This window comes from Rhodococcus sp. MS16, assembly GCF_013277795.1.
GTDB classification, from domain to species: Bacteria; Actinomycetota; Actinomycetes; order Mycobacteriales; family Mycobacteriaceae; genus Rhodococcus_F; species Rhodococcus_F globerula.
The window spans coordinates 962,858-989,240 of the sequence record NZ_VBTM01000005.1 but is presented as its reverse complement, the minus strand read 5'-3'; the positions used below and the strand labels follow the sequence as shown (position 1 = coordinate 989,240).

The 26,383-nt window shown below is 63.1% G+C and carries 19 protein-coding genes and 1 pseudogene; 9 read left to right on the top strand and 11 right to left on the bottom strand.

Annotation, left to right across the window (positions count from 1 at the left end; genetic code table 11):
* Nucleotides 1–25: 25 nt before the first annotated feature.
* Nucleotides 26–1,222: a polysaccharide biosynthesis protein gene (locus tag FEZ60_RS17195; RefSeq protein ID WP_033231704.1), complete on the top strand. Its 1,197-nt coding sequence runs from the start codon at nt 26–28 to the stop codon at nt 1,220–1,222.
* 79 nt (nt 1,223–1,301) lie between these two features.
* Here FEZ60_RS17195 and FEZ60_RS17190 read toward each other — a convergent pair whose 3' ends face one another.
* The gene (locus FEZ60_RS17190; RefSeq protein ID WP_172936575.1) at nt 1,302–2,426 is read right to left on the bottom strand and encodes a DUF3068 domain-containing protein; all 1,125 of its coding nucleotides are present in this window, start codon (nt 2,424–2,426) and stop codon (nt 1,302–1,304) included.
* Nucleotides 2,427–2,645: 219 nt separating this feature from the next.
* Here FEZ60_RS17190 and FEZ60_RS17185 point away from each other — a divergent pair.
* Nucleotides 2,646–3,770, top strand: a pseudogene (locus tag FEZ60_RS17185) (acyltransferase); the annotation flags it as partial.
* Here FEZ60_RS17185 and FEZ60_RS33135 read toward each other — a convergent pair.
* The 4 genes from FEZ60_RS33135 to FEZ60_RS17165 all read right to left on the bottom strand — a co-directional run bounded on the left by FEZ60_RS33135 (nt 3,716) and on the right by FEZ60_RS17165 (nt 9,943).
* The gene (locus tag FEZ60_RS33135; RefSeq protein ID WP_346343374.1) at nt 3,716–8,014 is read right to left on the bottom strand and encodes an alpha-(1->3)-arabinofuranosyltransferase family protein; all 4,299 of its coding nucleotides are present in this window, start codon (nt 8,012–8,014) and stop codon (nt 3,716–3,718) included. The pseudogene FEZ60_RS17185 and the gene FEZ60_RS33135 overlap by 55 nt on opposite strands.
* A 46-nt stretch (nt 8,015–8,060) precedes the next feature.
* Nucleotides 8,061–8,234 carry a DUF2613 domain-containing protein gene (locus FEZ60_RS17175; protein WP_072782243.1) on the bottom strand — a complete coding sequence of 58 codons (174 nt, stop codon included), beginning with the start codon at nt 8,232–8,234 and terminating at the stop codon, nt 8,061–8,063.
* A 118-nt stretch (nt 8,235–8,352) separates the two neighbouring features.
* Nucleotides 8,353–9,441: an isochorismate synthase gene (locus FEZ60_RS17170; protein ID WP_172936573.1), complete on the bottom strand. Its 1,089-nt coding sequence runs from the start codon at nt 9,439–9,441 to the stop codon at nt 8,353–8,355.
* Nucleotides 9,442–9,475: 34 nt separating this feature from the next.
* Nucleotides 9,476–9,943, bottom strand: a complete 468-nt coding sequence (locus FEZ60_RS17165; RefSeq protein WP_033231847.1) for a universal stress protein — start codon at nt 9,941–9,943, stop codon at nt 9,476–9,478.
* 102 nt (nt 9,944–10,045) lie between these two features.
* Here FEZ60_RS17165 and FEZ60_RS17160 point away from each other — a divergent pair, with 102 nt between their 5' ends.
* A complete protein-coding gene (locus tag FEZ60_RS17160; RefSeq protein ID WP_172936572.1) occupies nt 10,046–11,227 on the top strand; it encodes a glycoside hydrolase family 3 N-terminal domain-containing protein in 1,182 nt (393 codons plus the stop codon).
* Nucleotides 11,228–11,298: 71 nt separating this feature from the next.
* Nucleotides 11,299–11,898, top strand: a complete 600-nt coding sequence (locus FEZ60_RS17155; protein WP_033231699.1) for a TetR/AcrR family transcriptional regulator — start codon at nt 11,299–11,301, stop codon at nt 11,896–11,898.
* 90 nt (nt 11,899–11,988) lie between these two features.
* Here FEZ60_RS17155 and FEZ60_RS17150 read toward each other — a convergent pair whose 3' ends face one another.
* The gene (locus FEZ60_RS17150) at nt 11,989–12,852 is read right to left on the bottom strand and encodes a MaoC/PaaZ C-terminal domain-containing protein (RefSeq protein ID WP_172936571.1); all 864 of its coding nucleotides are present in this window, start codon (nt 12,850–12,852) and stop codon (nt 11,989–11,991) included.
* Complete coding sequence (locus tag FEZ60_RS17145) at nt 12,852–14,198, bottom strand: 3-oxoacyl-ACP reductase (RefSeq protein WP_172936570.1); 1,347 nt, start codon at nt 14,196–14,198, stop codon at nt 12,852–12,854. The genes FEZ60_RS17150 and FEZ60_RS17145 overlap by 1 nt, the downstream gene beginning before the upstream one ends.
* A gap of 131 nt (nt 14,199–14,329) precedes the next feature.
* Between FEZ60_RS17145 and FEZ60_RS17140 the strand changes: the two genes are divergently transcribed.
* Both FEZ60_RS17140 and FEZ60_RS17135 read left to right on the top strand, forming a co-directional pair.
* Complete coding sequence (locus FEZ60_RS17140) at nt 14,330–15,673, top strand: acetyl-CoA C-acetyltransferase (RefSeq protein WP_095887004.1); 1,344 nt, start codon at nt 14,330–14,332, stop codon at nt 15,671–15,673.
* Nucleotides 15,674–15,957: 284 nt separating this feature from the next.
* Nucleotides 15,958–18,045: a VanW family protein gene (locus FEZ60_RS17135; protein WP_346343373.1), complete on the top strand. Its 2,088-nt coding sequence runs from the start codon at nt 15,958–15,960 to the stop codon at nt 18,043–18,045.
* A 7-nt stretch (nt 18,046–18,052) separates the two neighbouring features.
* Here the strand turns inward: FEZ60_RS17135 and FEZ60_RS17130 are convergent, their stop codons facing one another.
* Nucleotides 18,053–19,036 carry an LLM class F420-dependent oxidoreductase gene (locus tag FEZ60_RS17130; protein ID WP_033231695.1) on the bottom strand — a complete coding sequence of 328 codons (984 nt, stop codon included), beginning with the start codon at nt 19,034–19,036 and terminating at the stop codon, nt 18,053–18,055.
* A 93-nt stretch (nt 19,037–19,129) separates the two neighbouring features.
* Here FEZ60_RS17130 and FEZ60_RS17125 point away from each other — a divergent pair, with 93 nt between their 5' ends.
* Genes FEZ60_RS17125 through FEZ60_RS32535 form a run of 3 tightly spaced genes read left to right on the top strand, consistent with a single transcriptional unit; the run spans nt 19,130 to nt 23,507 of the window.
* On the top strand, nt 19,130–21,688 hold the full coding sequence (locus tag FEZ60_RS17125) for an alpha/beta fold hydrolase (RefSeq protein ID WP_106939708.1): 2,559 nt from the start codon (nt 19,130–19,132) through the stop codon (nt 21,686–21,688).
* On the top strand, nt 21,685–22,617 hold the full coding sequence (locus tag FEZ60_RS32540; protein ID WP_045064603.1) for a glycosyltransferase: 933 nt from the start codon (nt 21,685–21,687) through the stop codon (nt 22,615–22,617). The genes FEZ60_RS17125 and FEZ60_RS32540 overlap by 4 nt, the downstream gene beginning before the upstream one ends.
* The gene (locus FEZ60_RS32535; RefSeq protein ID WP_346343372.1) at nt 22,614–23,507 is read left to right on the top strand and encodes a glycosyltransferase; all 894 of its coding nucleotides are present in this window, start codon (nt 22,614–22,616) and stop codon (nt 23,505–23,507) included. The genes FEZ60_RS32540 and FEZ60_RS32535 overlap by 4 nt, the downstream gene beginning before the upstream one ends.
* 1 nt (nt 23,508) lies before the next feature.
* Here the strand turns inward: FEZ60_RS32535 and FEZ60_RS17115 are convergent, their stop codons facing one another.
* The 3 genes from FEZ60_RS17115 to FEZ60_RS17105 are packed head-to-tail and all read right to left on the bottom strand — an operon-like array spanning nt 23,509 to nt 26,154.
* The gene (locus FEZ60_RS17115) at nt 23,509–24,384 is read right to left on the bottom strand and encodes an ABC transporter permease (RefSeq protein ID WP_045066674.1); all 876 of its coding nucleotides are present in this window, start codon (nt 24,382–24,384) and stop codon (nt 23,509–23,511) included.
* Nucleotides 24,381–25,178 (bottom strand): ABC transporter permease, encoded by a 798-nt coding sequence (locus FEZ60_RS17110; RefSeq protein ID WP_233365137.1) that lies wholly within the window; start codon nt 25,176–25,178, stop codon nt 24,381–24,383. Before FEZ60_RS17110 ends, FEZ60_RS17115 begins: the two co-directional genes overlap by 4 nt.
* A gap of 10 nt (nt 25,179–25,188) precedes the next feature.
* Nucleotides 25,189–26,154: a daunorubicin resistance protein DrrA family ABC transporter ATP-binding protein gene (locus FEZ60_RS17105; RefSeq protein ID WP_045064598.1), complete on the bottom strand. Its 966-nt coding sequence runs from the start codon at nt 26,152–26,154 to the stop codon at nt 25,189–25,191.
* Nucleotides 26,155–26,383 lie beyond the last annotated feature (229 nt).

Below are 26,383 nucleotides of genomic sequence, written 5' to 3'. Positions count from 1 at the left end.
CGATACGTGGTGCATCATTGGTCGCATGGCCCGCCAACCTCTTGATCGTTCCGCTGCGGCCGGGGTCAGTATGGTGTTGGCCGGTTCGATGACGGCAAATGTTGCGTCGTATCTGCTGGCCTGGTTGGCAAGTCGCTGGTTGGGTCCGGCGGGCTACGGAGAATTCGCCAGTCTTCTCGCCGCGCAGTTGGTGCTGGCCGTGCCGGCGTTGGCGCTGCAAACAGTGGTCGCCCGAGAGGCTGTGCGCGGCAAGAGCGCTGACACATTGCGATCGCTCGGGTACAGATGCGCAGCGATCGTGGCTGTTCTGGCGGTGGTGCTGACCCCGGCGATGGCGTGGCTACTCGACACCGGAATAGTTGCAGCGTTCTCGGCTCTGGTGACGGCGCCGATGCTGGTGCTGCTGGCGACGGAGCAGGGATTGTTGCAGGGGCACGGCCGGTTTGGCGTGCTCAGCGCAGTCCTGGCCGGCGCGGGTGTGATGAAAGTTCTTCCCGCAGTGGCAGTCCTGGCGCTGGGCGGAGCTGCGGCCGCAGCGTTGGTGGCGAGCGCGGCCGGAACGGCGGTTCTGGTCGCGGTTGTCCGGGTGCTTGACCGCACGGCGCCGGTGAGCGAGAACAAAGCAGTGCGGATCGGTGTTGTATCCGTGCTCGCCGCCTCCCAGGTTCAGCTCGCCCTGATTGCGTTGTCGTCGCTGGACCTGCTTGTCGTGCGCGTGGTTCTGAGCGAATACGACGCGGGTGTGTACGCACTGGGCGCCGTCGCGACCAAAGCCGCGTTCTGGCTGCCACAAGCGGTTGGTGTTGTCCTGTACCCGAAGATGGCCAATCCAGCCCAATCGGCGCAGGCCGTTCGCACAGCTTTGGCTGTGTTGGTGGGAATCGGGGCTGTGCTGGTGCTCGGCGCGGCCCTCGCCGGTCCGTTGGTACCGATCCTGGTGGGCGACGCCTACGCTGCCGTGGCACCGATGCTGTGGGCCTTTGCATTGCACGGTGCCGTCCTTGCAGTGCTGCAGTGCGCCCTGCTGTCCGCAATCGCGTCGGAACGCACGAGAGTCGCCGTGCTGGCCTGGATCGGATTGGCCGTCGAGGCCGTCGTGATGCTCCTGTGGGCAACGACGCCGGGGCAGTTGATCGGGACAGCGGTTGTCGTGGCGTCGGTGACGGCTGTGGCGGTCTCTGTTGCTGCAGTGCGCAGTGCGGACCGGGCAAGCGCGAGCTAGCAACCCCTGTATGAAGCGAGCACCCCTTNNGAAGGGGTGCTCGCTTCATACAACCTGTGCCAGGTTCACTGGCGACGTGCTATTCCTTGCGCAGATCCGGGCGCGGGATCACCTGGGTGTCGTCGTTGGTCCAGTCGTGCTCGCCGGGAGCGGGGGTACCTGCTCCGCTCGGAGACTGGCCACCGCCGCCGTGTGCAGGCGCCGGGGTTCCGCCCTTACCGCCGCGCACACCGAGGAAGATGCCGGCGATCAGAGCGATCACGCCGAGGACGCCGGCGACGATCGGAACGGTGCGGCCGACAAGGTTGAGCGTGTCCATGCCGTCCTGCGCCTGTTGGATCTGGTACTCGATGGTCTCTTCGTCGAACGGCAGCGTGACGTTGAGGACGTCGACGTCGACGGAGTTCTTGTTGCGGCCGTAGTACTGGTGCAGCTGCTCCTGGCCCTTGATGACAACACCGGTCTTGGGCTCGACCCACAGGTCACGGACGTTGGTGTACCAGCGTGTCATCGTGACGGGGGTGGTGCCGCCGGGAACGCCCCAGGTGTCGGCAGGCAAGGTGAGCTTGTTCGTGGGGGAGTTGACGACCTTGGACAGGTCGACGGGCTCGATGGTCTGGTTGAAGTGGTAGACCTTCATGCCGTTGATCTCGGTCTCTTCGACGAAGTTGATGTCGTAGTTCGCGCGAGCGTTGAGATCGAAGTAGGGGTAGGTCTGCTGCTCCGTGTTGAACGGGAACTTGTACTGCAGACCCTCGCGGGAAACTTCTTCCGCCGGCTGATCAGCTGACGTCTGGATCGTTCCGACCGGATCGTTGGTCGGCATCGAGCTGACGCGGTCCAGGGTGACGGTGTCGACGGTTGCCGTCAGCAGGCCGCTCTCGCCCTGCTTGTCGGTGCGGATGACAGTCTGGCCGGCCTGGACGGTGATGTCGTCGGCGTTGGACGGTTCCTGCGTCGTGACGTAGCGCTGAGCAACGATCGGGACGTTCTTGTCGACCTGAGCTTTGCCGGCAAGTAGCGCGGCAGAGTTGAGGACGCTGCCGTTGCCCGTGGCGATCGTGGTGACCTCGAGGTCGAGCGGCGTCTTCTCCAACTTGCCGACCATGTAGGTGGGAATGAGAACAGCGATGGCCAAGAGGAAGGCGCCGAGACCTACCAGAATGCAAGGAAGTATCCGGCTCGACCCTGAGCGTTCCGCCATGCTGGGACTCCTACCCGTTAGTAGTTTAGACGTGGTGCAACCTGCACAATATGAGTTGTGCTGGCCGTATGGGGTCACAGTAGAACCCATGTGTGGCAGAACACTAACAGTCCAGCGGCCCGGTTTGTCGCATGAGGTGGCGATTTGGCCTCGCATTTTTTTACAGGGCGTCCGGATGGTTTAAGGCGAACGTGCCCCGGTGCACACTTATCCGTGATGATGAGTCCCGTGAATTCTTCCGCAGCCGTCCCGCCGCAGGCCCGTGGCTTCGTTCCGGCCTTGGACGGTATGCGAGGTTTGGCAGCGCTCGGGGTTCTGGTGACCCACGTCGCGTTCCAGACGGGCGAGGCTCAGTCGGGCGCGATCGGTCGGGCTTTCGGCCGGCTCGACCTGGCCGTTGCAGTGTTCTTTGCGCTGTCCGGGTTTCTGTTGTGGCGTCCGCATGCGGCCGCTGCCCGCGGAATCGGTCGGCCACAGGCCACCGTGCGGTACTGGATATCCCGAGCGACGCGCATTCTTCCCGCGTACTGGGTGGCAGTGACGCTGATTCTCCTGTTCCTGCCAGGTGCAGGCGGTGGTTATCAGGTGTGGCTGGCGAACCTCGGCCTGGTGCAGGTCTTTGTTCCGCTCACCCTCACCGAGGGGCTCACTCAGATGTGGAGCCTGTCGGTCGAGGTGATGTTCTATCTGTTGCTGCCGTTGTTCGCGGTTCTCCTGGTACGCCTGCGCGGGAGCAGTGCCCGGTTCCGGATCCCACTTCTCACCGTTGTCTCGCTGATTGCTCTCAGTTGGGCGTTCCTGCCGATTCCCGCGCCGGATTTCATCCACCACGACAATTGGTTGCCGGGATACCTGCCGTGGTTCGGGGTCGGCATGGTGTTGGCCGAACTCGCCGTCGGAGATTCGACGTGGGTTCACCGTCTGGCGCATCGCCGGCTTCTGCTGACCGGTGTGGCGTTGGTGGCGTTTGTTCTCTCGTGCACCGACCTCGCCGGCCCGGAAGGTCTGGTACGCCCAGAGCCTTGGCAGTTCGCCGTCAAGATCGCGCTCGGAGCAATCATCAGCTTTTCGCTGATCGCACCGTTGGTTCTGCGGGACGAGGCGCAGCACCGATTCCTGGCAAGTCCGTTTGCCTTGGCGATCGGTCGCTGGTCGTACGGAATCTTCATCTGGCATCTGGCGGTGCTCAATGCGGTGTTCCCGGTGTTCGGCATCGCGCCGTTCTCCGGCAGCTTCTTCTACGTGCTTGCCCTGACGCTTGTTCTGAGTGTGGCTGTCGCGTCGGCCAGCTACGCCTTGGTGGAGGAACCTGCTCGTTTGGCAGTCAAGCGCTGGGAGAACCGTCGCCACATCGGTGAACCCGCAAATGGCAATGCCGCCAACCCCGTGACCACCAACGCCAGCAACATCACGAACTGAATCAGGAACGAATCGCCCACGTATCCGCCGGGTGCTCGCCATGGTCCTGTGGAAAGAAGCGTGATTCCGGCAATTGCTGCCACGCCGGCGGTGCCGACCAGAATTCGGGCTGTGCGATCCGGGCCGACTGCTCGCACGAGCGCAAGCGCGACGAGTGAGCACGCCACGAAGATCCCGGTTCCCACGACGCCGCCGATCACGGTGGCAGCCACAGCCACACCCAGCCACCCCGCTACGACGCTGTGCCACGGGCGCGGCGGCTCGGTGGGCTTCGGTACACGCCGCACCGGAATCAGGGCAGCGAGGAACAGAGGGATCAGCAGCACCAGGCCGCCGAAGATGCCCAGGCGGTACCAGCGGTCGCTGGGGAAATCGAGGGTGATCGTTCCGGACGTGCCTGCGGGCACTATCCAGCCTTGCTGCCAACCGTTCACCACTACCGGAGTCAGCTCGGAACCGTCGGGCGCGGTAGCGATCCAGCCGATGCTGGTGCTTTCGGGATTCACGATCAACTGATCGGACGTCGATGCGGTGACGGCAAGTTCGCGATGGTTTTCTGTCCATGCTGTCGAGGCGAGAGCGCTCTGGCTCTGTAGTGGGAGCGGATCGGAGCCAACTGTCGTGAGATCCAGGTTGTCGACGGAGAACGCCGCTCCCGGCTCGACCGAGACCTTCGGCTGACCCGCTGGTAATAGTGCCGTTCCGGTGGGGCCGCACACGCTCACCACGATGGGAGCGCCGGTACGGAGCTCATGCGCCGTGGTCTCGATCGACGTCGGGAACTGTTGCCCGGCAATGGTGATCGTGGGACCGATACCGCACGGGACGGTGATCTGACGGTTGTCGATCCTGTTGTCGGTCTGCACACCGGAATCGGCGACGGCTGTGCCGTCCGCGCCGATCACGCCGACTTCCGCAAACCCGGTGGGCTGTACCTGAGCGAAGCCGAGCGCATTCTGATCGAGAACGGGATCCCAATCGGCGATGCTCAGGACGATCGTGTCGGTGACAAAGGGGGACAGGGGCACTCGCGTGTCGCCCTCCGGCAACTCGCGAACCTGAGGCCCGTTCCCGAGGTTGACGGCAACACTGGTGGGCGGTGACGGCAGGATTCCGACGCTGGGGGTGATATCCAGTGCTGTCACCAGTGTCGGTTCCGGAAGAGTCAGCGTGAGAGTCGGTTTCGGGCCACCCGGCTCGGTGGTGCTCTGCGGCGCCGACCACGTTGTCCGAGCGTCGCCGTCGGTGGCGGCAAAGGCTGAACCACGGGTGTCGCCGATGTCGCTCGAGCCTGATGCGGTGATGCGGCCGGTGACGGTGAGAAGTGAGTCCAGCTCGCTGCCCTGTCGGGCCCGAACCGTCAGTTCGGCTGTGACAGAAGTATTTTCCGGGACACTCAGAGTGCGCTGGAATCGACTCGGCTCCTCGGCAATCGCCATGAAGGCGTTGCTGCAGCGCACTCGATCGGCGCTGTCGGCGCAGGAATCTCGGCCCGGGAACTCCTGCGTCAGATTCCAGGACGTCACCGACGCGTCGTTGGGAACCGCTGGCAGCACGGTGTCGAACGTGATGGGCACGAATGTGGGCGCACTGCGGTCGGAGAAGTCCTCCACCGACAGTTCGCTGATGCCGAACTGTGTTCCCGCCGAGCCATTTTCGGTGTGCGTCGCTGTTACTCGCACCCAAGGTGTGATGCCGCCCGGAATCGATACCGCGACGGGTTCACCCGGCCGGTCGACCTTGACAGCCTTGGTTCCGTTGGGAGTGGATATCTCGAGCCACTTGACCGGAGCGCCGATCGCAGCTGCACTGGTGGTCAGATGCAGTAGACCGCTCGAGATGGGAGTGTCGAAGTCGATCTGCAGCCACTGCCCCAATGCGCGCTCGATTCCGTTGCTGAACCATCCGGTGCCCGGATCGCCGTCAACCGTTGCGGCAGGGCTACTCGACGGCGAGGTCCCGCCAAGCTGGGTGGCGTCGGAGGCGCTACTGGAGACTGTGATCTCGGCGCCGTTCCAACGGCCTTGCACCAGCGGCGTATCGGTGACGGGGTAGTCGGGAACCAGGTTGTACGTGCGTCGCTCGCTGTCCGGTGTCCGCAGAGCAGAACTGTGATTGTCGACCTGTCCGAAATCGGTTTCACGGTCACGCGGTGTGTCGGTGACGGTGAGCGCATCGACCGGTAGTCCGGCCGCCGCAGCGTCGGCGGCAAAAACGACGGGACCGGTGCCGGGAAGTGTTCCACTTTCATGAAGGCGGAGAACGGCTTCCGGTCCGCCCTGAACCACGGGAACCTGATCGAGATCCACCGAGTACGGGCCGCTGAGCGCAGTGCTTCCGTCAGGCGGCGTGACCGCGAAGATCTCGATCGGTGAGTAGTCGGGTCGCAGGTCGCTGTCGGCAACCAGCCCGTCGATAGGCTCGGGGTGGACGTTCTCACCGAACTCGGCGACCTTCGTGATGCCGGGGGAACCGTCGACGGCTTGGTGAACGAGGAGCGGGCGGGCTGAGCGTGAGGTGTCGCCGTCGAGGTCGTTGCGCATCACGAGGAAGTGGATGCCCTGGCCGAGCAGAGTCTGCGCGAGACCGTCGGAGGGGCGACCGTCGGCGATCAGGCGCTGTACCGAATCGAGGGCGCGGATGGCGCCGGGCGGTGTCAGCGGGACGGAGTCTCGCACGGCCCACGGTGTGGTGGCCAGTGCTTGCAGCGGCTCGTCTCGAGTCAGTCCCCACACCTGGCTGCCGAACGGTGCTCCCGGGATGACAAGGGCGCGCTCGGCTTCGGAGCCGGGTGCGGTGTTGTCCTCGAGCCACTGCGCGGCTTCGGTCCAGTACGACGGCACCTCGGGGTACGCGCCGCGCGGTGCGAGTTTGCCGGTCCACGCCAAGGCGGTCGAGAGGGTGAGAGCAACCAGGATCAGGGACGTCAACGCCACCATCGGTTCGCGCTCGGGATGAGCGAAGGCGCGTCGCCACCGCGGCATCGGAACCGAACCGGGCAAGGGAACTTTTGCCAGGAGATGCGCGAGGCCGAGAACCAACGGCAGACGCACGAGTGGTTCGAGTTTGTGGACGTTGCGCAGCGGTGCGCCCGCGGAGTCCAGGAACAGGCGCACTTGATCGGAGATCGGGGAGCTGAGTTCGCCGACGTATCCCGCAGCCAAACCGGTGATGCCGACAAACAAGATGAGCGTCAGGCGTCCGCGGGCGGGCATCGACCGCATGCAGAGTCCGGCGAGTCCGGCGGCGGCAACCAGTCCGGTGGCGACAACGGCCGCCGGTTGGGTCACGAGGACCGCGCCTGCGATGCGTTCGGGTGAGACGAAGGGCGTCCAACTGTCCGTGCCGCGCAGGATCTCCGCGAGTGACGCCCATTGCGTCGTGACGCCGGCCGATTCGATGTAATCGAGGAACGGCGGGCTGACCTTGCCGAGCAGCAGGAGCGGGACGATCCACCACAGGGTGCCCAGTGCAACAAACAGGGCCCACCACGCGGTGAAGGTCAGCCACGCCCGGTTCGGCTTGTGCGAGAGCCACCAGATGACGGCGACGAGGCAGGCCGCTGCGGTAGCGATGGCATTGATCGAACCCATCAGGGCAACCGCGAGGCCGGACTGGGCGGCCAATTTCCACTGTGCGCCTTTTTGGTAGTCCGGGCTACCGGAAAGGCGCACAGGGTGGAACGCCCAAATCGCCGGCAACAGCACCCACGGCGCCAACATCATCGGCAGGGTTTCCGAGGAAATCGAGCCGAGAGTTGTCAGAACGCGCGGAGAGAGCGCAAACGCAACTGCGGCGATGACACGAGAACTGCGGCTACCGACACCCAGCGCCTCGGCGACGCGGACGATGCCCCAGAACCCGGCAATCAGCAGCAGCGCCCACCAGATGCGCTGCGTGATCCACGGCGGGATGTGGGCGAGTTCGCCCAACGCAAAAAACGGCCCGTGCGGGAAAAAGTAACCGTAGGCCTGATTTTGCACCTGGCCAAGCGGGGCCTGACTACTCCACTGATGCGAAGCACGTTCGAGGAAGCCGAACGGATTCTGCGTCAGGTCGTACTTGGTGTCGGCGGTGATCAGCCCTGGCGACTGGAAAAAGGTGAGAAGAAACGCTACAACGGAGGCGCCGAACAGCCACCGCTTCGACAGAGGCTCTGCCGAAGGCACAATGGTGCCTTCGGCGGAAGAACGGGAACTCGCGAGGCCTGCGCTCTCAGCGGCTGCCGTACTCAACCTGGTTCAGGACGGAAGAATCGGCATTTCCGCTGCGGTCGATGTCGGGACGAGTGTTGTCCGCAGCTACAGCCGTGGCACCGAAGATTGCAGCAGCGCCCAGAACGACGCCGACGACAGCGCTGGCCACACCGGGGACAAGGAACTTCGTCATCGTGGATCTCCCAATAGGTCGTGTCGGTCGGCCGGGACTTACCGGTCCGTACGAACTGTTCGCGTCAAGGTATCACTCGCTGCCGAGAATTCGGACGATTGGCCCCGCAGCGGACTGATTAGTTTGTGTCCGAGACGCCCAGCGCCGTGAGCAATGTCCGCAATTTGGTGGTTGTCTCGTCCAATTCGTCCTGTGGGTCCGAATCTGCAACGATCCCGCCCCCTGCGCTTGCCCAGGCAGTTCGACCGTCGGCGCTGATTTCGGCGCATCGGATCGCGACCACCCAGTCGCCGTCGCCGGCGTTGTCGCACCACCCCACTGCGCCGCCGTAAAAGCGTCGCGGCTCCTCGGTCTCGCGGATGACGTTCAATGCCGCGCTGGTGGGTGTTCCGCACAGTGCGGGTGTCGGATGGAGCGCGATTGCCAACTCGAGGGCAGTGGTGGGGTCACGCAGAATGCCGCGGATCGGGCTGGCCAGGTGCCAGACCTCATGGGTACTGGTCAATTCTGGCGTCGACGGGATCGACAACTCACTGCACAGCGGGCCGAGGACGTCCCGAATCCAGTCGGTGACAAAGGCATGCTCGGCAAGATTCTTCGTCGAACTCAGAAGGCTGTCGCCGGCAACCCGATCCGCCTCGGTTTCAGCTGTCCGACGCGCGGATCCCGCGAGCGGACGGCAGGTCACGACATTTCCGCGTCGGCTCACAAGAACCTCGGGTGTCGCGCCGACCAGAGAGTGGCCGACGAAATCGGTTCCGGCAGCGCTGAGGTCGACGGCAAATGTATTTGCCGCGGGATTGAGCGTAGCCATCCGAGCCGCGAGTGCTGTTGGTGAGATGGGAGATTCGGCGCGAAGTTCGACGGTCCGAGCCGAGACCACCTTGCCCAGGTCGCCGTCACGCAGACGGGTGACCAGTTTCTCCACTCGTCGAAGGTGATCTGCCGGTGACGGAATTTCTCGCACTGCATGCGTGTGCGGCAAGTCCACTGAAGTGTCCGAACGCCACGCGCTGCCGGTAACGGTTACTTCGGCCGGTTCGTACAACGCCGTCGCTCCAGACGGGTCGAAGGGGAGAGCACCGACGATCAGAGTCGCCGAACCTTCCGACAATGCATGCGTCGCCGCGCTCGCGTCGTCGAAACTGCGTCGTACGCCGCGGGTGAGCACGCTGTGATCAGGCCGAGAGAGAACAAAACCGTCCATGGTGACTAGAACACTAGTCGCCTGGGACCGACGCTCACTTGCCAGGAGGGACGATCAACACCGGCCGATGACTGTGACGCAGAACATGATCCGCCACGCTGCTCTGCAACAACGAACGCAAACCGGTTGTGCCGCGAGTGCCGGTGACGATGATGTCGACGTCCAATTCGTCAGCAGTCTCCACGATTGCGGACCAGATGGCCGACCGGCATTCGGCACTACGGCCTTCGACGGTCAAACCGGCGGCCTCGGCCAATGCGACGCCTTCCGCGAGAGTTGCCTTGGCATCGGTGTACGCGATGTCCTCGACATCGTCGTCGGGAATCCACTCGGGCTGCATGACACCGGAGAGCCCGGACATCCGGGCGGCTTGGCGAACCATCGGCTCCCAGGCGGTGACAAGAATCGCGCGATTGGCGGACAGGAAACGTCCTGCGTACTCGACGGCACGTCGGGCGTTCTCGGAACCGTCGTACGCGATGAGCATCAGTCCTTGTGGCATCACGACCTCCTCGTCAGCGGGGAATCGGTTCACGTCCAGGTTACCTTCCTGCCGTGCCGGTGAGGGGAGTGTATGGGTACGGAGTCCGATACCGTCGTAGGAATGCGGATCAAGTTTGTGAAAACGGCAATCACTCTTGCCCTGTGTGGCGGATTGGTGGCGGGATGCTCGGGCGACGGAGGGGACGTGGCAGCGCCATCGACGTCTGCTGCGGCGAGTGTCACGTCCGACATCACGACAACATCGGAGACGTCCACTGCCCTCCCCGCACCTACCGTCTGCGGCAGTGACCTCCTGGCGTCGTTGTCCACCAGGCAGAAACTTGCCCAGCTCCTCAACGTCGGCGTGACCGGTACCGACGACGCGTTGGCGATTGTGGCGAGCGAGCAGATCGGTGGCATCTTCGTCGGCAGCTGGACCGATCAGTCGATGCTGACCAATCGTGAAGTACCGCAAGTGGCTTCGGCGTCGAAGATTCCGTTGATGGTGACAATCGACGAGGAGGGTGGCCGGGTGTCCCGTGTCGAGGACATTCTCGGACCCGATCCGTCGGCGCGTGAGACTGCCGAGACGATGACAGTGGAACAGACGTACCAGATGGCGCTCGAGCGGGGCCGGGGTCTGAAGGACCTCGGCATCACGGTCAATTACGCACCGGACGTCGATGTCAGCTCGCAGCCTGATAATTCGGTCATCGGTGACCGCTCGTACTCGGACGATCCCGCAACAGTGATCGCCTATGCCGGTGCGTACGCCCAGGGAATGCGCGACGCCGGAATCTTCCCGGTGATCAAACATTTTCCCGGACACGGTAGCGCGTCCGGAGATTCGCACACCGGCGCGGTGACGACGCCACCTCTGGAAGATCTGATGAACTCGGATCTTGTTCCGTTCCGGGAGTTGGTGAACACCGGTGTCGGCGTCATGATCGGTCACCTCGAGGTTCCTGGCCTGACAGAACCGGGTGTCCCGGCAAGTATCAGTCCGGCCGCGGTGTCGCTGCTTCGCGACGGAGTAGGTTACGGCGCAGCGCCGTTCACGGGGCCGATCTTCACCGACGACCTCAGCGGTATGCAGGCGATTACCGACCGCTACGATATTGCCGACGCGGTGCAGGCTGCACTGGTGGCAGGCGTTGACCAGGCTTTGTGGCTCACAACCGACGACGTACCGCGGGTGCTCGATCAGCTCGAAGGTGCCGTTGCGTCCGGTGCTTTGCCCCAGGCCCGCCTGGACCAGGCTGTAGTGACGGTCGCGCAGGCGAAGGGTGCTCTCACCTGCTGAGTCGAAGTGCGATTCGACGCCGGATCTTACCGTAGAGTAAGATAGATACTTACCCTGTGGTTGGAGGATACATGGCCGGTGGCACGAAGAGACTGCCACGCGCGGTACGCGAGCAGCAGATGCTCGACGCGGCCGTGGACGTGTTCTCCGACAGAGGTTTTCACGAAACCTCGATGGACGCCATTGCGGCAAAAGCAGAGATTTCCAAGCCGATGCTGTACCTGTACTACGGCTCCAAGGAAGAACTGTTTGCCGCGTGCATTCATCGTGAAGGTCTGCGTTTTGTCGAAGCCTTGGCTCCTGCAGGCGCACCTGATCTGTCGCCTCGTGAGCAACTGCGTGCTGCTCTGGAAGGTTTCCTCGGATTTGTGGGGGCCAACCGAAAGTCGTGGATGGTGCTCTACCGTCAGGCCGTCGGGCAGCAGGCTTTTGCGGGCACCGTGCAGACAAGTCGCGACAGGTTGATCGAACTGACAGCGCATCTGCTCGAGTCCAGCACCAAGGATCCGGATGCGTCTCACGACTTCGGGATCATCGCAATCGCCTTGGTCGGTGCGGGTGAGGCCGTGGCCGATCGCGTGGCCGGTGGAGAAATCGAAGTGGACGAGGCAGCCGATCTCCTTGAGTCCTTGGCGTGGCGCGGATTGTCGGGCAAGAAGAAGTCGGAATAGTCCCCCAGCCACATCGAGCGAACGTACCTTTCAGCGCCTCGGATGCGCCGAAAGGTACGTTCGCTCAAATGGGGTGGGTGAAAACCAGGCTCAGCGCAGCGTCGCTGTGACGTGCGGGTAGCCCTTCTTCGGGTGCAGTAGCGCCAGATCCCAACCGTCGCCGACGCGATCGGCGTACGCGTTCAGGGTTGCAGGCAGCAGAATCGGCTTACCGAATCGCACGCTGTACGTGACCGTGTCGGCCACATCGCCTTCGACGGTTCGCAGCAGTGCTGCGGCGCTCCACATTCCGTGAGCGATGGTCTTCGGGAACCCGAAAGCCTTGGCGCCCAGGGACGAGACGTGGATGGGGTTGCGGTCCCCGGAAATGGATGCGTACTTGCTGATCGTGGTCTGGTCGACGCGGATGGTGGTCATCGGCATCGGCGGAACCTCGTCGGCCTTCGGTTCCGGTCGGGCTTCGCCGGACAGTGAGGTCTTCTGCTGGTTGAGGAACGACGACGTCTGACGCCACACCAGTTCCCGCCCCATCCGGATTTCGGTGATCACGTCGATCAGCAGACCCTTGCGATGCTCGCGCAGGTTCTCGGCGTGCACCGAGAGATCAAGCGGTTCGCTCACGGAGATGGGGCGCAGTGATTCGATGACGTTCTCGGCGTGCACGGAACCGACTGCGGGGAAGGGGAATTCCTTCGACACCATCAGTTTCATCACCGTCGGGAATGCCAAGGTGAATGGGTAGGTGATCGGCAGTGAATCGCCGAATCTCAGACCCGTGACTCGGCAGTACGCGGCCAGATTGTCGGTGTCGACCTTCAACCCGGTGAGGGTGATTCTCTGCTGCGGCACCGAGCGCGAGTCCGACTTGTTCCACGGCATCAACCCGAGCACTGCGCGGGAGTAGATGTCGAGGGTTTTGGGTTGCTCGGTGAGTGCGACGGTCTTGGCTGCCATCATGCTCCCAGGAGGCTCTGGCCGCACACGCGAACAACCTGTCCCGTAACGGCATTGGATGCCGGGCTGGCGAAGTAGGCGACCGTCTCGGCGACGTCGACGGTTTCGCCGCCCTGCAGCAGGGAGCTCATGCGGCGGCCGGCTTCGCGGGTCGCGAAGGGGATGGCTGCGGTCATGGCAGTTTCGATGAAGCCGGGTGCTACCGCGTTGATGGTGATGTTCTTCTGGGCCAGGACCGGAGCTTCGGCGTGGACGAGGCCGATGACGCCGGCCTTGGAGGTTCCGTAGTTGGTCTGGCCGCGGTTGCCGGCGATACCGGCGATGGAGGACACGTCGACGACGCGTCCGCCTTCCTTGAGTGCGCCCTTCGCGACAAGGTGCTCGGTGATCTTCTGCGGTGCAAGAAGATTGACGCCGATGACCATGTTCCAGCGGCCTTCGTCCATGTTGGCGAGGGTTTTGTCGCGGGTGATTCCGGCGTTGTGGACGATGATGTCGGCGCCGCCGTGACGCTCCAGCAGATGCGCCGCGAGGACCTCGGCTGCGTCGTCTGCCGTGACGTCGAGTGCGAGGGAGGTTCCGCCGACCTTGTTGGCGGTGGCCGAAAGTGCTTCTCCCGCAGCGGGGATGTCGGCGCAGATCACGTGCGCGCCGTCGCGGGCGAGGACCTCGGCGATGGTGGCGCCGATGCCGCGGGCCGCGCCGGTGACAACGGCTACCTTGCCGTCGAGCGGCTTGTCCCAGTTGGCCGGCGCAACGGAATCTTCATCTCCGACGACGATGACCTGGCCGTCGACAAATGCGGACTTGGCCGAAAGCAGAAAGCGCAGAGTCGATTCGACGCCCGAAAGGCCGGTGGATGCCTTGGGGGAGACGTAGACGAGCTGCGCGGTGGAGCCGCGCTTGATCTCCTTGCCGACGCTGCGGGTGAAGCCTTCGAGAGCTCGCTGCGCGACATGCTCGTCGACGCTCGACGTCTCTTCGGGCGTCGTGCCCAGTACAACAACGCGAGCGCATGATGCGAGATTGCGGATCACGGGCTGGAAGAACTCGAACAGCTGCTCGAGTTCGGTGACCTGTGTGATGCCGGTGGCGTCGAATACCAGCGCGCCGAAGGTGGTGTCGTGGGCCTGCGCGGCGGGGTAATCGGAGAGCAAGGCGCGCAGAGGTTCTACGAGTCGGCCTTTACCGCCGATGAGGACCGGTCCGGCCAACGGCGGTTCCCCGGCTTTGTAGCGGCGCAGGTTCTCGGGCCTTGGCAGGCCTGCCTTCGACGCGATGAACGCGCCGGGGCCGGACGAGAGGAACTGTGAATAGAGGTCGGGAGCTCCCTTGCTGGCTGCCACGGTCCTACCTTCTGTCGTGTTTCGGTGTGCCTTGCGCCGTGTATCCGAATCGGATGTGGCGATAGACAAGTAACTTACTACTGAGTAAGAATAGTCTTCAACAGGTAATCGCACCATCCTTGGAGACGCAAGTGACCAGCAAAGCCCGTTCGAACGCACAATCCGCAGCCAAAACGACGCCGGCCGCAAAGCCTGCAGGTCAGCGCCGCCGCGTTGCCATCGTCGGTGGCAATCGCATTCCTTTCGCCCGTTCGGACAAGGCCTACGCGCAGGCGTCCAATCAGGACATGTTCACCGCCACGCTCGACGGACTGGTGAGCCGTTTCAACCTGCAGGGTGAGCAACTCGGCATGGTCGTCGGCGGCGCGGTCCTCAAGCACAGCCGTGATTTCAATCTCATCCGTGAGTCGGTTCTCGGGAGTGCGTTGAGCCCGTACACACCCGCGTACGACCTTCAGCAGGCCTGTGGCACCGGCCTGCAGTCGATCGTCGCAGTCGGCGACGCCATCTCGGCCGGGCGTATCGACTCAGGCATCGGCGGCGGTACCGACACCACGTCCGACGCTCCGATCGGCGTCAACGATCAGGCTCGTGAGTTCCTGCTGTCCCTCAACCGCGCGAAGTCGACGGGCGACCGCATCAAGCTTCTCGGCAACGTACGCGCCGGCATGCTCGGTCTCGAGATCCCGCGTAACGGCGAGCCGCGCACCGGAAAGTCGATGGGCGACCACGCTGCCATCACCGCCAAGGAATTCGGCGTAAAGCGCGAGGACCAGGACGAACTGGCCGCCGCCAGCCACAAGAACATGGCAGCCGCATACGACCGCGGATTCTTCGACGACCTTGTCACCCCGTTCCTTGGCCTGACCCGCGACGACAACCTCCGTCCCGGTTCGACCGTCGAGAAGCTGTCGACGCTCAAGCCCGTATTCGGCACCAAGCTCGGCGACGCCACCATGACGGCAGGCAACTCCACGCCGCTCACCGACGGCGCGTCGGCTGTGCTCCTCTCGACCGACGAGTGGGCAACCGAGCGCAACCTCCCCGTCCTCGCACATCTCGTCGACTCGGAGACAGCAGCCGTCGATTACGTCCACGGCAAGGACGGCCTGCTGATGGCGCCGACGTACGCGATCCCGCGACTGTTGGCCCGCAACGGACTCACCTTGCAGGACTTCGACTACTACGAAATCCACGAGGCATTTGCCTCTGTTGTTCTCGCGACCCTGCAGGCTTTCGAGTCCGACGAGTACTGCAAGGAACGCCTGGGCCTCGACGGCGCATTGGGCTCGATCGATCGCAGCAAACTCAACGTCAACGGTTCGTCTTTGGCCGCCGGACACCCGTTTGCTGCGACTGGCGGACGCATTGTGGCGACTCTCGCAAAAATGCTTGCGGAGAAGGGTTCAGGGCGCGGTCTGATCTCGATTTGTGCAGCGGGCGGACAGGGCGTCACCGCAATCATCGAGCGGTAGTCCCGTGACTGGCAATTGCTGCGCTCACCTGCGGTAACAGCCGGTCTGGGGTGGTGGAGAAGGAGATCCGGTCGCGAGGGGTGACCGGATCTCCTTTTCTTTTTCGGACAAATTTCTGTGGCCTTGTAACGCTGACGGATAGCTACCGATATTCAAGACAGCCCCGTGCTGCTGCCTGACCCCCGACCTGGCAGCAACGCGGGGCTCTTGTATGTCCAGATACCCTGTTGAGTAGTGCTGGGTACGCGCCGCAGCCCCGGTCGATGCAGCGAGGAGTCAAACGAGTGAGTGACGCAGACGGTTCACCCCCGGAGAAAAACAACGGTGTGGACGGCTCCGACACTCCCGAGCGCTCCGCGTCGGATTCGGAAGGATCAGCGCCCGACCAAACAGCGCCCGACCAAACAGCGCCCGACCAAACAGCGCCGGATCAACCAGCTTCGGATCAAGCACCTCAGGATCAATCGGTTCCAGAGGAGCAAGCCCTCGACGAGCCGGCTCCGGATGAATCGGCCAACGAGATCACGACCGTCATTCCGGTAGTTCCAGCTAACTCCGAGATTCCGACTGGCCCGGCTGTTCCGCCGACTGTTCCAACTAATGCAGGGGTTCCGGCCGGCGCAGCGGAGCCGACCCAACAGTTCGAACCGGTTCTTCCGGCAGTCGCGCCCGAGCCTGTGGCAGTTGATCAGTCGACCGCGTCGAAGAAGTGGGTCAAGCCCGCTCTGATTGTCGGCGGCATTTTTGCGGTCGCAGTTCTTGCCTACGGGGTGGACGTGTTCACGTCGTCCGGCAACACGCCTCGGGGAACTCAGGTTGCCGGGATCGACATCGGGAACCGCTCGCCGGCCGACGCGGAGACAGTCCTGCGTGCGGAGTTGGCTCCGAAGCTTGTCGAACCCGTCACGGTGAGGGCGGACGATGTGGAATCCACGATCATTCCCGCGTCAGCCGGTATCGATGTGGACTGGTCGGCGACGTTGGCGGGCGTGAATGAGCAACCGCTCAATCCGATCACCCGGATCACCTCGTTCTTCAGCTCGCGTGAGGTGCCGGTGGTGTCGACGGTAGATCAGGCGGCATTGGACGCGTCGATGACGGTTGTCGCGGCCACCAGTGATCGCGCGCCGGTCGAAGGTGCTGTTGTCATTTCCGGTGGTGAAGCGTCTGGTGTGTCGCCGGTGGTGGGCCGCGCGCTCGATCTGCCCGGTGCGGCAGCAACATTCAGTGACGAGTGGTCCTCGGGCGACGTTGTCGACCTGCCTGTGGAAGACACCCCCGTTACGGTGACGCAGGCCGGTGTCGATCGTGCGTTGCAGGACGTTGCTCAGCCCGCTGTGTCCGGTGAGGTTGTAGTCAACGGCCGCGACGGCAAGGAAGCGACCATCGGCGTCGACCAGATCGGTGAGATTCTGACGTTTGCTCCCGACGGTTCGGGCGGATTGGCGCCGCAGTACAACACAGAAGCTGCAGTGAAGATCTTGGCACCGCAATTGGTGTCGACGGAGGTTCAGCCCAAGGACGCGTCGATCACGTTGGCCGGCGGCGCACCGACTGTGGTTCCGGGTGTGGTCGGCGACCTGATCAACTGGCCGGAAACCGTGAAGGATCTGCCGGTTCTGCTCACCAGCACGGGTTCTCGGGCAACTCCGGCGGTGTATGCGCCGGTTCCACCGGCACTCACCACCGAGGGAGCCGAGGCTCTCGGCATCAAGGAAGTGATCGGTGAGTTCACCACCGGCGGCTTCGAGTACGCGTCCGGTGTGAACATCGCGTTGGCGGCGTCGGTGCTCGACGGTGCGATAGTCAAACCGGGAGAAACGTTCTCGTTCAACGAGTACACCGGACCTCGGGGCGCTGCCCAGGGGTATGTGGAATCGGGAATCATCAACAACGGTCGACCGGACAAAGCCGTCGGCGGCGGCATCAGCCAGCTGGCGACGACGCTCTACAACGCAACGTACTTCGCGGGGATGGAAGACGTCGCGCACACCGAGCACAGTTATTACATCTCGCGGTACCCGGAGGCCCGTGAGGCCACGATCTTCGACGGCGCGATCGACCTGCAGTTCCGCAACCCGTCGAAGACCGGTGTGATGATCCAGACGATCACGACGTCATCGAATGTGACAGTGAAGATCTGGGGAACGAAGACCGTCGACGTGGAGTCGATCACCGGTCCGCGTACGTCTCCTACATCGCCTAATACCGTGGTCCTCCCCAAGGGCGACGGATGTATCGCGTCCAGTGGCGCGCCCGGCTTCACGGCGAGTGATACCCGCGTGATCACCGATCACGCCACCGGCGCGCAGGTTTCCTCGAATACTCGCACCGTGAAATACGATCCGGTTCCGATCGTGAAGTGCGAGTAGGAAACTACTACTTACCGACCAGCGGGCCGAGTGTCCGCCCGGCCAGGTCGACGATTCCTGGCTCGTTGCCGTTGGTGATGAGGTTGATGACTACGCCGTCGATCCCGTGGTCGAGGATGCGCGTCTGAACCTGCTCGGCGACGTCGTCTGGGTTGCCGACGAAGTGACGCTCGGTGGCCTTGGCGACCACGTCGTCCGGCGCCGTGGTGATGTCGAGCCCGCGCTCGGCAAGGAATGTTCGCTGATGCGCGCGAGCCTTGTCGCCGTCCTCGTCGATCATCATGAACGTGAGGAAGCTGGTTTCGAGTGTGGTGCGGTCGCGTCCTTCTTCATCGCATCGGGCCGCAATGGCGTCCATCTTGCGCGGCAGTTCGGACGGGTCACAGATGATGTTGAGGTGGTCGGCGAAGCGCGCGGCGAGGGCAAACGTTTTTTTCTCGCCGCCGCCACCGAGCAGAATCGGCAGGTCGTCGCGGACGCGGGGTTCGTTGATGGCTTCCTTGACGTGGTACCAGGTGCCGTCGAAGGTGGGGCGTTTGCCGCGGAGCATCGGTTCGATGATCTGCAGAGCCTCGTCGAGTTTCTGGAACCGTTCGGTGAAGGTGCCGAACTCGTAGCCGAAAGAATCGTGTTCGAGTTCGAACCAACCCGCTCCGATACCGAGGATGGCGCGACCACCACTCACTACATCGAGTGTGGTGACGGTCTTGGCGAGCATCGGCGGGTTTCGGTACGTATTGCCGGTAACGAGGGCGGACAGCTGAATGGTGTCGGTGGCTGTCGCCAGCCCGGAGAGCGCTGAGTACGCCTCGAGCATGGGCGCATCGGGGTCTCCGATGCCGGGCAGTTGGTAGAAGTGATCCATCACGAACGCGGTGTCGAAGCCGGCGGCTTCGGCTTCACGAGCTTGCGCGATGACGGTGGGGAAGAGGTCCTTGACCGGGCCACCGTAGCTGAAATTGGGCATTTGGTATCCGAGGCGAGTACTCACTCCTGCGACGCTACTCGCTGGGCCGCCGACATGAACTGCGAAAATGCTGTGAAAATTTCAGTAGGTTAGCCTTGCCTGGTGCATGCCGAGACGATGACTGCCAGATGGAACGCCGTCTGTGGCGATACCCCCGAGGCGGTTGCTGTGCGTACTCGTGATCGTGAGTTCACGTTTGCGCAGGCGCACGCGCTCTCGACAGCATGGGCACGCGCGTTGGTCGATTGTGAACCGGACACATCGCGTGCGATAGCGCTCGAGCCCGGCGCCGGCGCGGAATCTGTTGTCGCTGCGCTAGCGGTCATCGCTTCCGGACACCCGCTGATCATGCTCGATCCTCTACTGCCCGAGCAACGACGCACACATATCCTCTCGCTGACCGGCGCACTGCGCGTTGACGTGCCGATGCTGACCGAACTCCCGCAGGCTTCGCACGTCACACTGCCCGAGCCGAATGCGCAGGACACAGCGATTATCGTGTTCACGTCCGGTTCGACGGGGCAGCCGAAGGGCGTTCTGCACAGTCACGAGAATTGGATAAACCAGGCCTTCGAAGCGAAGGAAGCACTCGAGATCGGACCGGGTGATCGCGTCGGAATGCTGTTGCCGATGAGTTTCGGTGCCGGACTGGACGTGATCGTGATGTCGCTACTCAACGGCGCCGGCCTGTACTACTGGGATCCACGCACCGAGTCGACAACCGGGCTGGCCGAGTGGTTGTCCGAGTGCGGCGTCAGCACCGCACATTGCACTCCGTCGTTCCTGAGATCCTGGCTACCGGAGCTCACCTCCGGAGACACTCCGGCGCTTTCCTCGCTACGCGTTCTGACAACGTGCGGCGAGTCGATTCACAGCTCTGACGTGTCAGCTCTGCGGCCACACTTACGACCGGATGCGTTGTACTGCAGCTGGTCCGGATCTTCCGAGACCGGGCACCTCGCGTTCAATCCGTACCCGAGTGATCGAGAGCTTCCAGGCGGTGTGGTCCCGGTCGGCCGTCCTGCGGCCAACAAGGACGTTCTGATTCTCGATGCGGATCAGAACCCCGTCGAGGTCGGGTGTATTGGCGAAATTTACGTTGTATCAAGGTATTTGGCTAACGGATACTACGGCGAAGACCAGTCTGGGGTGTCGAAATTTGCGGTGCAGGCCGACGGTTCGACGCGCTACCGGATGGGAGATCTCGGACGCTTCGACGAACACGGTGATCTGCATCTGTCCGGTCGCAGCGACGACGCGGTGAAGATCCGTGGCTACCTCGTCGAACCTGCCGAAGTGGAAGCGGCGTTGCGCTCCCTCGAATGGGTGTCCGACGCGGTCGTTGTCGCAGACAAGACTGTGCCACAACCGATTCTGATCGGCTACGTGGCAGTCGGTGGATCGGAGTGGACGCCGTCTGCCGCCGAGGTGCGCAGCGCGCTTGGGCAGCGAATCCCGACGTGGATGGTGCCACGCGATATCGTGATTCTTGCGGCGTTGCCTCGCAACGAACGGGGAAAGGTGGATCGCGCCGGCCTTCCTCCCGTTCCGGTGCGCGGCGAACCGGTCCCGTTGCGCGGCCCCACCGAGACGCTCCTCTCGTTCATCTGGCAACCGATTCTCGGCATCGAAGCGGTTGGACGAGACGAGGATTTCACGGCGCTCGGTGGTGATTCGCTTGCTGCGGCAAAGATGCTCGGGGAAGTGGCTGAACAGTTCTACATTCAGATCTCGTCGGCTGAGTTCTCGCAGGCGCCGACCATCGAGGGTTTGGCAAAACTGGTCGATTCCGCAGGCCGTCGCCGTTCGCCGGTTTCGGATTCCTCGTTGGTGCCGCTGCGAACCGACGGCAGCGAGCCGGCGCTCTTCCTTGTTGCCGGTGGTGGAGCACCCGCTGCGGTCTTTTCTCACCTTGTGCGGGAAATGCGCAGTGGCGTACAGGTATACGGAATCCAATCTCACGGACTCGAGCACCGTGGTCGCGCGGATCGGACGATTGCTGCCGCTGCCGCCCGAGCCCTGCGTTCGATTCGGACGGTTCAACCACACGGTCCGTATCGGCTGGGGGGATACTCATTCGGTGGATTTGTCGCTCTCGAAATTGCGTCGTTACTCGAGCGCGCGGGCGAGCACGTCGAAATAGTTGTGCTGCTGGATGCGGTGCTCGACGGCGACGTGGCAGCGAAGGTGGGAGCACTCGGTAGCGCGCGCCTGCCGATCAGCAAGAGAGCGAAGTCCCGCACTGCGGCCGAACTGCCGCAGCGTGAGACACCGCAGGAGTACGTGCCGCAGAACGTGTTTGCTCGACTGTGGAGCAAGGTGTTGATGAATTCGTTGGTCGCGACTGCAGGCTTGTTCCGACTGCGAGCGTCGGCGCAATGGATCGTCTACTACGAGCTGAGCCGGCGCATGCTGGCGAAATACGAGCCGAGTCGGCACGTGGGCCGCGTTCAGGTGATCACCGCATCCGAACCGGGTGACATCGGGGACAGAGACGTGGCCGCCGAGTCGAAGCTATGGGCAGTCCTCGCGCCGGACGACCTGCACATCGAGAGTGTTCCCGGTGATCATCAGTCAATTCTGCGGCAGCCGTTTGTCATTCGCACGGCGGCAGTGGTGGACGCAGCTGTGTCCGGCCGGCAAGGCGCGAGCAATCTGGGGAACGAGAGGTCATGACAACAGCGGCTGTGGTCAGCAGTTTCAATCCGGCGGAAGGTTTGCTCGATACGTGCAGGGCTGTGCGTGAGCAAGTCGATGTTGTTGTCGTCGTGGACGACGGGTCCACAAAGGACGTGTCCGGTGTTCTCGGGCAGTGCCGCGCAGCGGGCTACGAAGTGATCGAGTTGGGCACCAATCGTGGGATTGCGCACGCCCTCAATCGTGGCATCGAGCGGGCTTTGGCCGGTGGCGCCGACCACGTGTTGACGCTGGATCAGGACACCGTTCTTTCGGACGGATATCTGCGTCGCATGTCCGAGCATCTCGAGTTGGCTCGGTCTCTCGGTCTGGATCGAACGATACTGGCTACCAGCACGATCAACGGCGAGGTGGCTCCGTTCTGGCATGCGGAACGGGGACTGACGCTGGCCTTCGAGCCCATCCAGTCCGGCATGCTGTTGCCCCGGGAAGTGCTCGAGCACGTCGGACTGTTCGAAGAAGAACTGTTCATCGATTGTGTCGAGACCGAGTTCTATTTGCGGGCGCGCGCCAAGGGCGTCCATTCCTTGATCACGCCGGGCACCGACATCGAGCACGGCTTCGGGTCGCCGACCACGTGGGTTCCACCACGACCACTGCGCTTGGTGCTCGGTTCGGGACGTGGCGGGTTTACGTTCACGGAGGATGCGCCTTTCCGGCACTACTACATCGCCCGAAACCGCGCGATCATGTACGCGCGGTACTGGCGAACGGAACCGCTGTGGTGCATGGTTTCTGTGGCCAAGGACGTTCTCAGCCGTGGACGGGCGATGCTGTTCGGTACCGAGAGAATGGCCCGTACGTATCTGACTGTGCGCGGATTCTGGGGCGCCGCTCGCGGTGAACGAGGAAAGGTCCCCGGCGCTGTGTTGCGCCGTGCGGCAGTTCTGTCGAGATCTCGCTCGTGAGTGCACCGAAGAAACCCGAGTCGGTGGCCGTGATCATTCCGGTCCACAACGGACGCGCGATGATCGACGTTCAACTCGATGCGTTGGCGGCACAGGATTACTCGGGTTCCTTCGAGGTGATCGTTGCCGACAACGGTTCCACCGACGGGCTTGCCGAGTATCTCACCGGGCATCCGAGAACCGAGGAGTTGGCACTGCGGCGGGTTGACGCCTCGGATCGCCCTGGCGCCGCGCATGCCCGCAATGTCGGCGCGCGTAGCACCTCTGCACAGTTTCTGGCGTTCTGCGACGGCGACGACCGGGTGCATTCGAACTGGCTGTCGGAGTTGGTCAGGGTGGCGGCCGAACATGACGCGGTAACCGGCACTGCCGAGATCGAGTCCATCAACAGCGAATTGGTGCAGTCCTGGCGGCGGATGCCGGATCGTCACGAGGGTTATTCGTTGTACCGATTCCTGCCGGTTGGCCTCAGCGGAAGCTTCGGGATCTGGCGAGAAGCCTTCGAACAGGTCGGCGGCTGGGATGAGACCTTCACCAGAGGTGGCGAAGACAGCGACATGTGTCTGCGGATCCAGTTGGCGGGCATGTCCTTCGGTCATTCCCCCGCCGCGCAGATTGCCTATCGGCAGCGCGACACGTTGGCCGGGATCTGGCAGCAATCGGTGATGTGTGGTGAGGGCGATGTTCGGTTGTACGCCGAGTACCGCGGGTACGGGATGCCCAGGCGCAGTCAGCTCGCGCTGGCAGACACCGTTGCCTATCTGATCCTGCGTAACCCGCTACTGCCACAGTTTATCTCGCGGGTACCCACCGGCCGTTGGCTCTTCCATGCCGGGAATCTGTGGGGGCGGATTGTCGGAAGTGTGCGCCACCGCGTGTACTACCTCTGAACTACTTGCGGGACGCTTTGCGGTAACCGATGACGGCAGGACGCAGAAACACCGCGAGGATACCGACGGACCACGCACAGGTCAGGAACATCGGGCGGGCGATCTCGCCGTTCAGCGCGAGGCCACGGATGGCATCGACTGCGCAGCTGAGTGGTTGGTACTCCACGACGGGCTGGAGCCACGTCGGGTAGGCGTCCACCGGAACGAATCCCGAGTTGAAGAACATCAGCAGATTGGTCGTGATCGCGATCCATTCGGTGATGGTCGACTTGTTCGTCAGCAGCGTAATCGCGGTGACCATGATCGAGAACGAGATACCGAAGAGCACCGCGACGCCCAGCATTCCGAGCAGACCGAGTATCCCGGTCTCGATGCGGAAGCCGATGAACGTTCCGACGACGAAGATCAGCACCGTAGTGACGAGGATCCGCACGACCTCGGCGCACAGACGCCCGAGCAGTGCCGACGACCGATGCACCGGCATCGTCCAGAACTTGTGGAGCATTCCGCCTGCCAGCTCGCGGCGCAGGCCGATTCCGCTGACGGAGGCGCCGGCCATGGCTCCCACCAACGCAACCATCGGGACCATTCCGTACGAGCTGCTCACTCCGGTTCGTTCGGAGATCGATTCGCCCAGTACGAGTCGGAACATCAACACCATGAGCGCGGGATACAACAGCGACTGCGCCAAGGTGACCGGATCGCGTGACCACTTGATCAGGATCCGCTTGCACTGTTGTCCGCTCTGGACCGACAACGCGCGCAGTGAGGTCTCGTGATGGGCTTGATCACGCGGGCGAAAACCGAAGGGCGTCGCCGCGGTGTTCGACGGCGGTGCCGGTGGGATGGAAGCTTCCGTCGCTGTGGAATCGGTCATGATCGCCGTGCCCCTGCCCATAGTGCCAACGGAACGAATACGGCAGCCAACCCCGCTGCCCACAGCAACGCGGGCGCCAGAGTCGGCCAGGTGAGTGTTCCGGTTGCCATGTCACGCATGGCAGCAGAGAAGTGCGAGATCGGCTGGTTGCGAGCGAATGGTCGGGCCCATTCGGGAAAACCGGATTCGGGAACAAAGCCGGTGGACAGCATTCCGAGGATCATCTGTGGCAGAACCAACGCCTGCCCTGATGCCTCCGGACTTTTCGAGAGCAATCCGATGGCGTCGGCGCCGAGCGAGAGAACGAGGCTGAACACCAAGGCAAACGCGCAGAAGTACAGGATATTTGCGCTTGGACCGACAAATCGGAAGCCGAGTACGTAGCCGTAGACGATCGAGGCGAACAGCGAGACTGCCGAGCGCACCAGAGCGACGCTCATTCGTGCAGCCAGGGGGGTAAGAGGTCCGACCGGCATGGTCTGCAGTCGCTTACTCATACCTCGAACTGAGTCCATCGCCGAGCGTTGTGCCGCTGAGAGCGCGGTGAACGTCATTGCCTGCAGAACAATGATCGGCATGAGGAACTGTGCGTAGTCGAGACCGCGGTCCTCCATCACGATCCGCAGGGGCAGGTAGAAACCCAGTGCGAACACCAAAGGCGCGACGACAGCCGAGACGAATTCGCCTTCCGCCACCATCGATCGCAGTGATCGCTCGGTCAGGGTGAGCCATTGGGGGAGAAACGCCGGCCGGATGGGTGTGCGGGCGGCGAATTCGGTTTCGGGAACTCGCAGTTCGGATCGGTCAACCACGGCTGCTGTTTTCGTGATCGGTGAGCGTCATGAACACATCGTCGAGTGACGGCTTTCGCAATCCGATGTCGGCGAGTCGTATACCGGCGTGGCGAGTGCGAGCGATGACTTCGGCCATCAGGTCGACTCCGGACTCGGCAGGAATGGACAGCGTGCCGGCAGCCGTCGACGGATCGAACTCGTAAGACGGGGGAAGTAGATCGCCCAGCAGTTCGATGATGGCGGGTATCGCGCCCGGATCGACCGGCACGATTTCGCAATAGCGATCACCGATCTCGGCTTTGAGGCTGTCCGAGGTGCCTTCGGCGATGACGCGTCCCTTGTCGATCACGATGATGTTGTCGCTGAGAACGTCGGCTTCTTCGAGATATTGGGTGGTGAGGAGAGTGGTGATCCCAAGATCTTTGAGTGAGCCGATGAGCGACCACAAACCTTGTCGGCTGCGCGGATCGAGGCCTGTGGTGGGCTCGTCGAGAAAGACCACCAAGGGTTCTACGACAAGTCCGCAGGCGATGTCGAGTCGTCGGCGCATGCCACCCGAGTAGCCGTCGACCGTGCGCACGCCGGCTTCGGTCAGTTCGAATCGCTCGAGTAGATCGTCCGCACGTAGCTTTGCGGTGCGGCGACCGAGCCCCATCATCCTGCCGAAGAACATCAGGTTCTCGCGGCCGGTGAGAGTGGGGTCGATGGCTGCGTACTGGCCGGTCATCATGATCAGCCCGCGCACCTGAGCGGCATCTGCCACGACGTCGAAGCCGGCGACAGTGGCGCGTCCGGAATCCGGAGTGAGCAGTGTGGACAGGACGTCGACGGTTGTGGTCTTGCCTGCGCCGTTGGGGCCCAGTATCCCGAGGATGCTTCCTCGTTCGACTTCGAAGGAGATTCCACGGAGTGCTTCGACGTCGCCGAATGACTTGGTGATGCCCTCGACGACGACGGCTTTGGGCTCTTCGGGCATTTGCTCTCCATGCGCTGTCGGTGGATCGAACCGACCTAGCACTTTGTCGATATCGGGTAAGTCCGGTGGCGTGCCGGCTCGCCGTGAACGAGCGTACAGACCAGGTTTCGCGCGGGATCCATCGAGTTGAGAGGATGTCACCTGATCTGTGCCGATCGCCACCGGGTCGATTCGCGAACGAAGCTATAGGTTAGCCTAAGCTTTTCTGCTTGCGTGTACAGCGTGGTTC

Excerpts from the sequence above, each read along its gene's own strand:
- FEZ60_RS17190 (WP_172936575.1), bottom strand. The coding sequence starts at position 2,426 with ATGGCGGAACGCTCAGGGTCGAGCCGGATACTTCCTTGCATTCTGGTA.
- FEZ60_RS17155 (WP_033231699.1), top strand. The coding sequence starts at position 11,299 with ATGGCCGGTGGCACGAAGAGACTGCCACGCGCGGTACGCGAGCAGCAG.
- FEZ60_RS32540 (WP_045064603.1), top strand. The coding sequence starts at position 21,685 with ATGACAACAGCGGCTGTGGTCAGCAGTTTCAATCCGGCGGAAGGTTTG.
- FEZ60_RS17175 (WP_072782243.1), bottom strand. The coding sequence starts at position 8,234 with ATGACGAAGTTCCTTGTCCCCGGTGTGGCCAGCGCTGTCGTCGGCGTC.
- FEZ60_RS17165 (WP_033231847.1), bottom strand. The coding sequence starts at position 9,943 with ATGCCACAAGGACTGATGCTCATCGCGTACGACGGTTCCGAGAACGCC.
- FEZ60_RS17125 (WP_106939708.1), top strand. The coding sequence starts at position 19,130 with ATGACTGCCAGATGGAACGCCGTCTGTGGCGATACCCCCGAGGCGGTT.
- FEZ60_RS17105 (WP_045064598.1), bottom strand. The coding sequence starts at position 26,154 with ATGCCCGAAGAGCCCAAAGCCGTCGTCGTCGAGGGCATCACCAAGTCA.
- FEZ60_RS17160 (WP_172936572.1), top strand. The coding sequence starts at position 10,046 with ATGCGGATCAAGTTTGTGAAAACGGCAATCACTCTTGCCCTGTGTGGC.
- FEZ60_RS17170 (WP_172936573.1), bottom strand. The coding sequence starts at position 9,441 with ATGGACGGTTTTGTTCTCTCTCGGCCTGATCACAGCGTGCTCACCCGC.
- FEZ60_RS17195 (WP_033231704.1), top strand. The coding sequence starts at position 26 with ATGGCCCGCCAACCTCTTGATCGTTCCGCTGCGGCCGGGGTCAGTATG.
- FEZ60_RS17115 (WP_045066674.1), bottom strand. The coding sequence starts at position 24,384 with ATGACCGATTCCACAGCGACGGAAGCTTCCATCCCACCGGCACCGCCG.
- FEZ60_RS17150 (WP_172936571.1), bottom strand. The coding sequence starts at position 12,852 with ATGGCAGCCAAGACCGTCGCACTCACCGAGCAACCCAAAACCCTCGAC.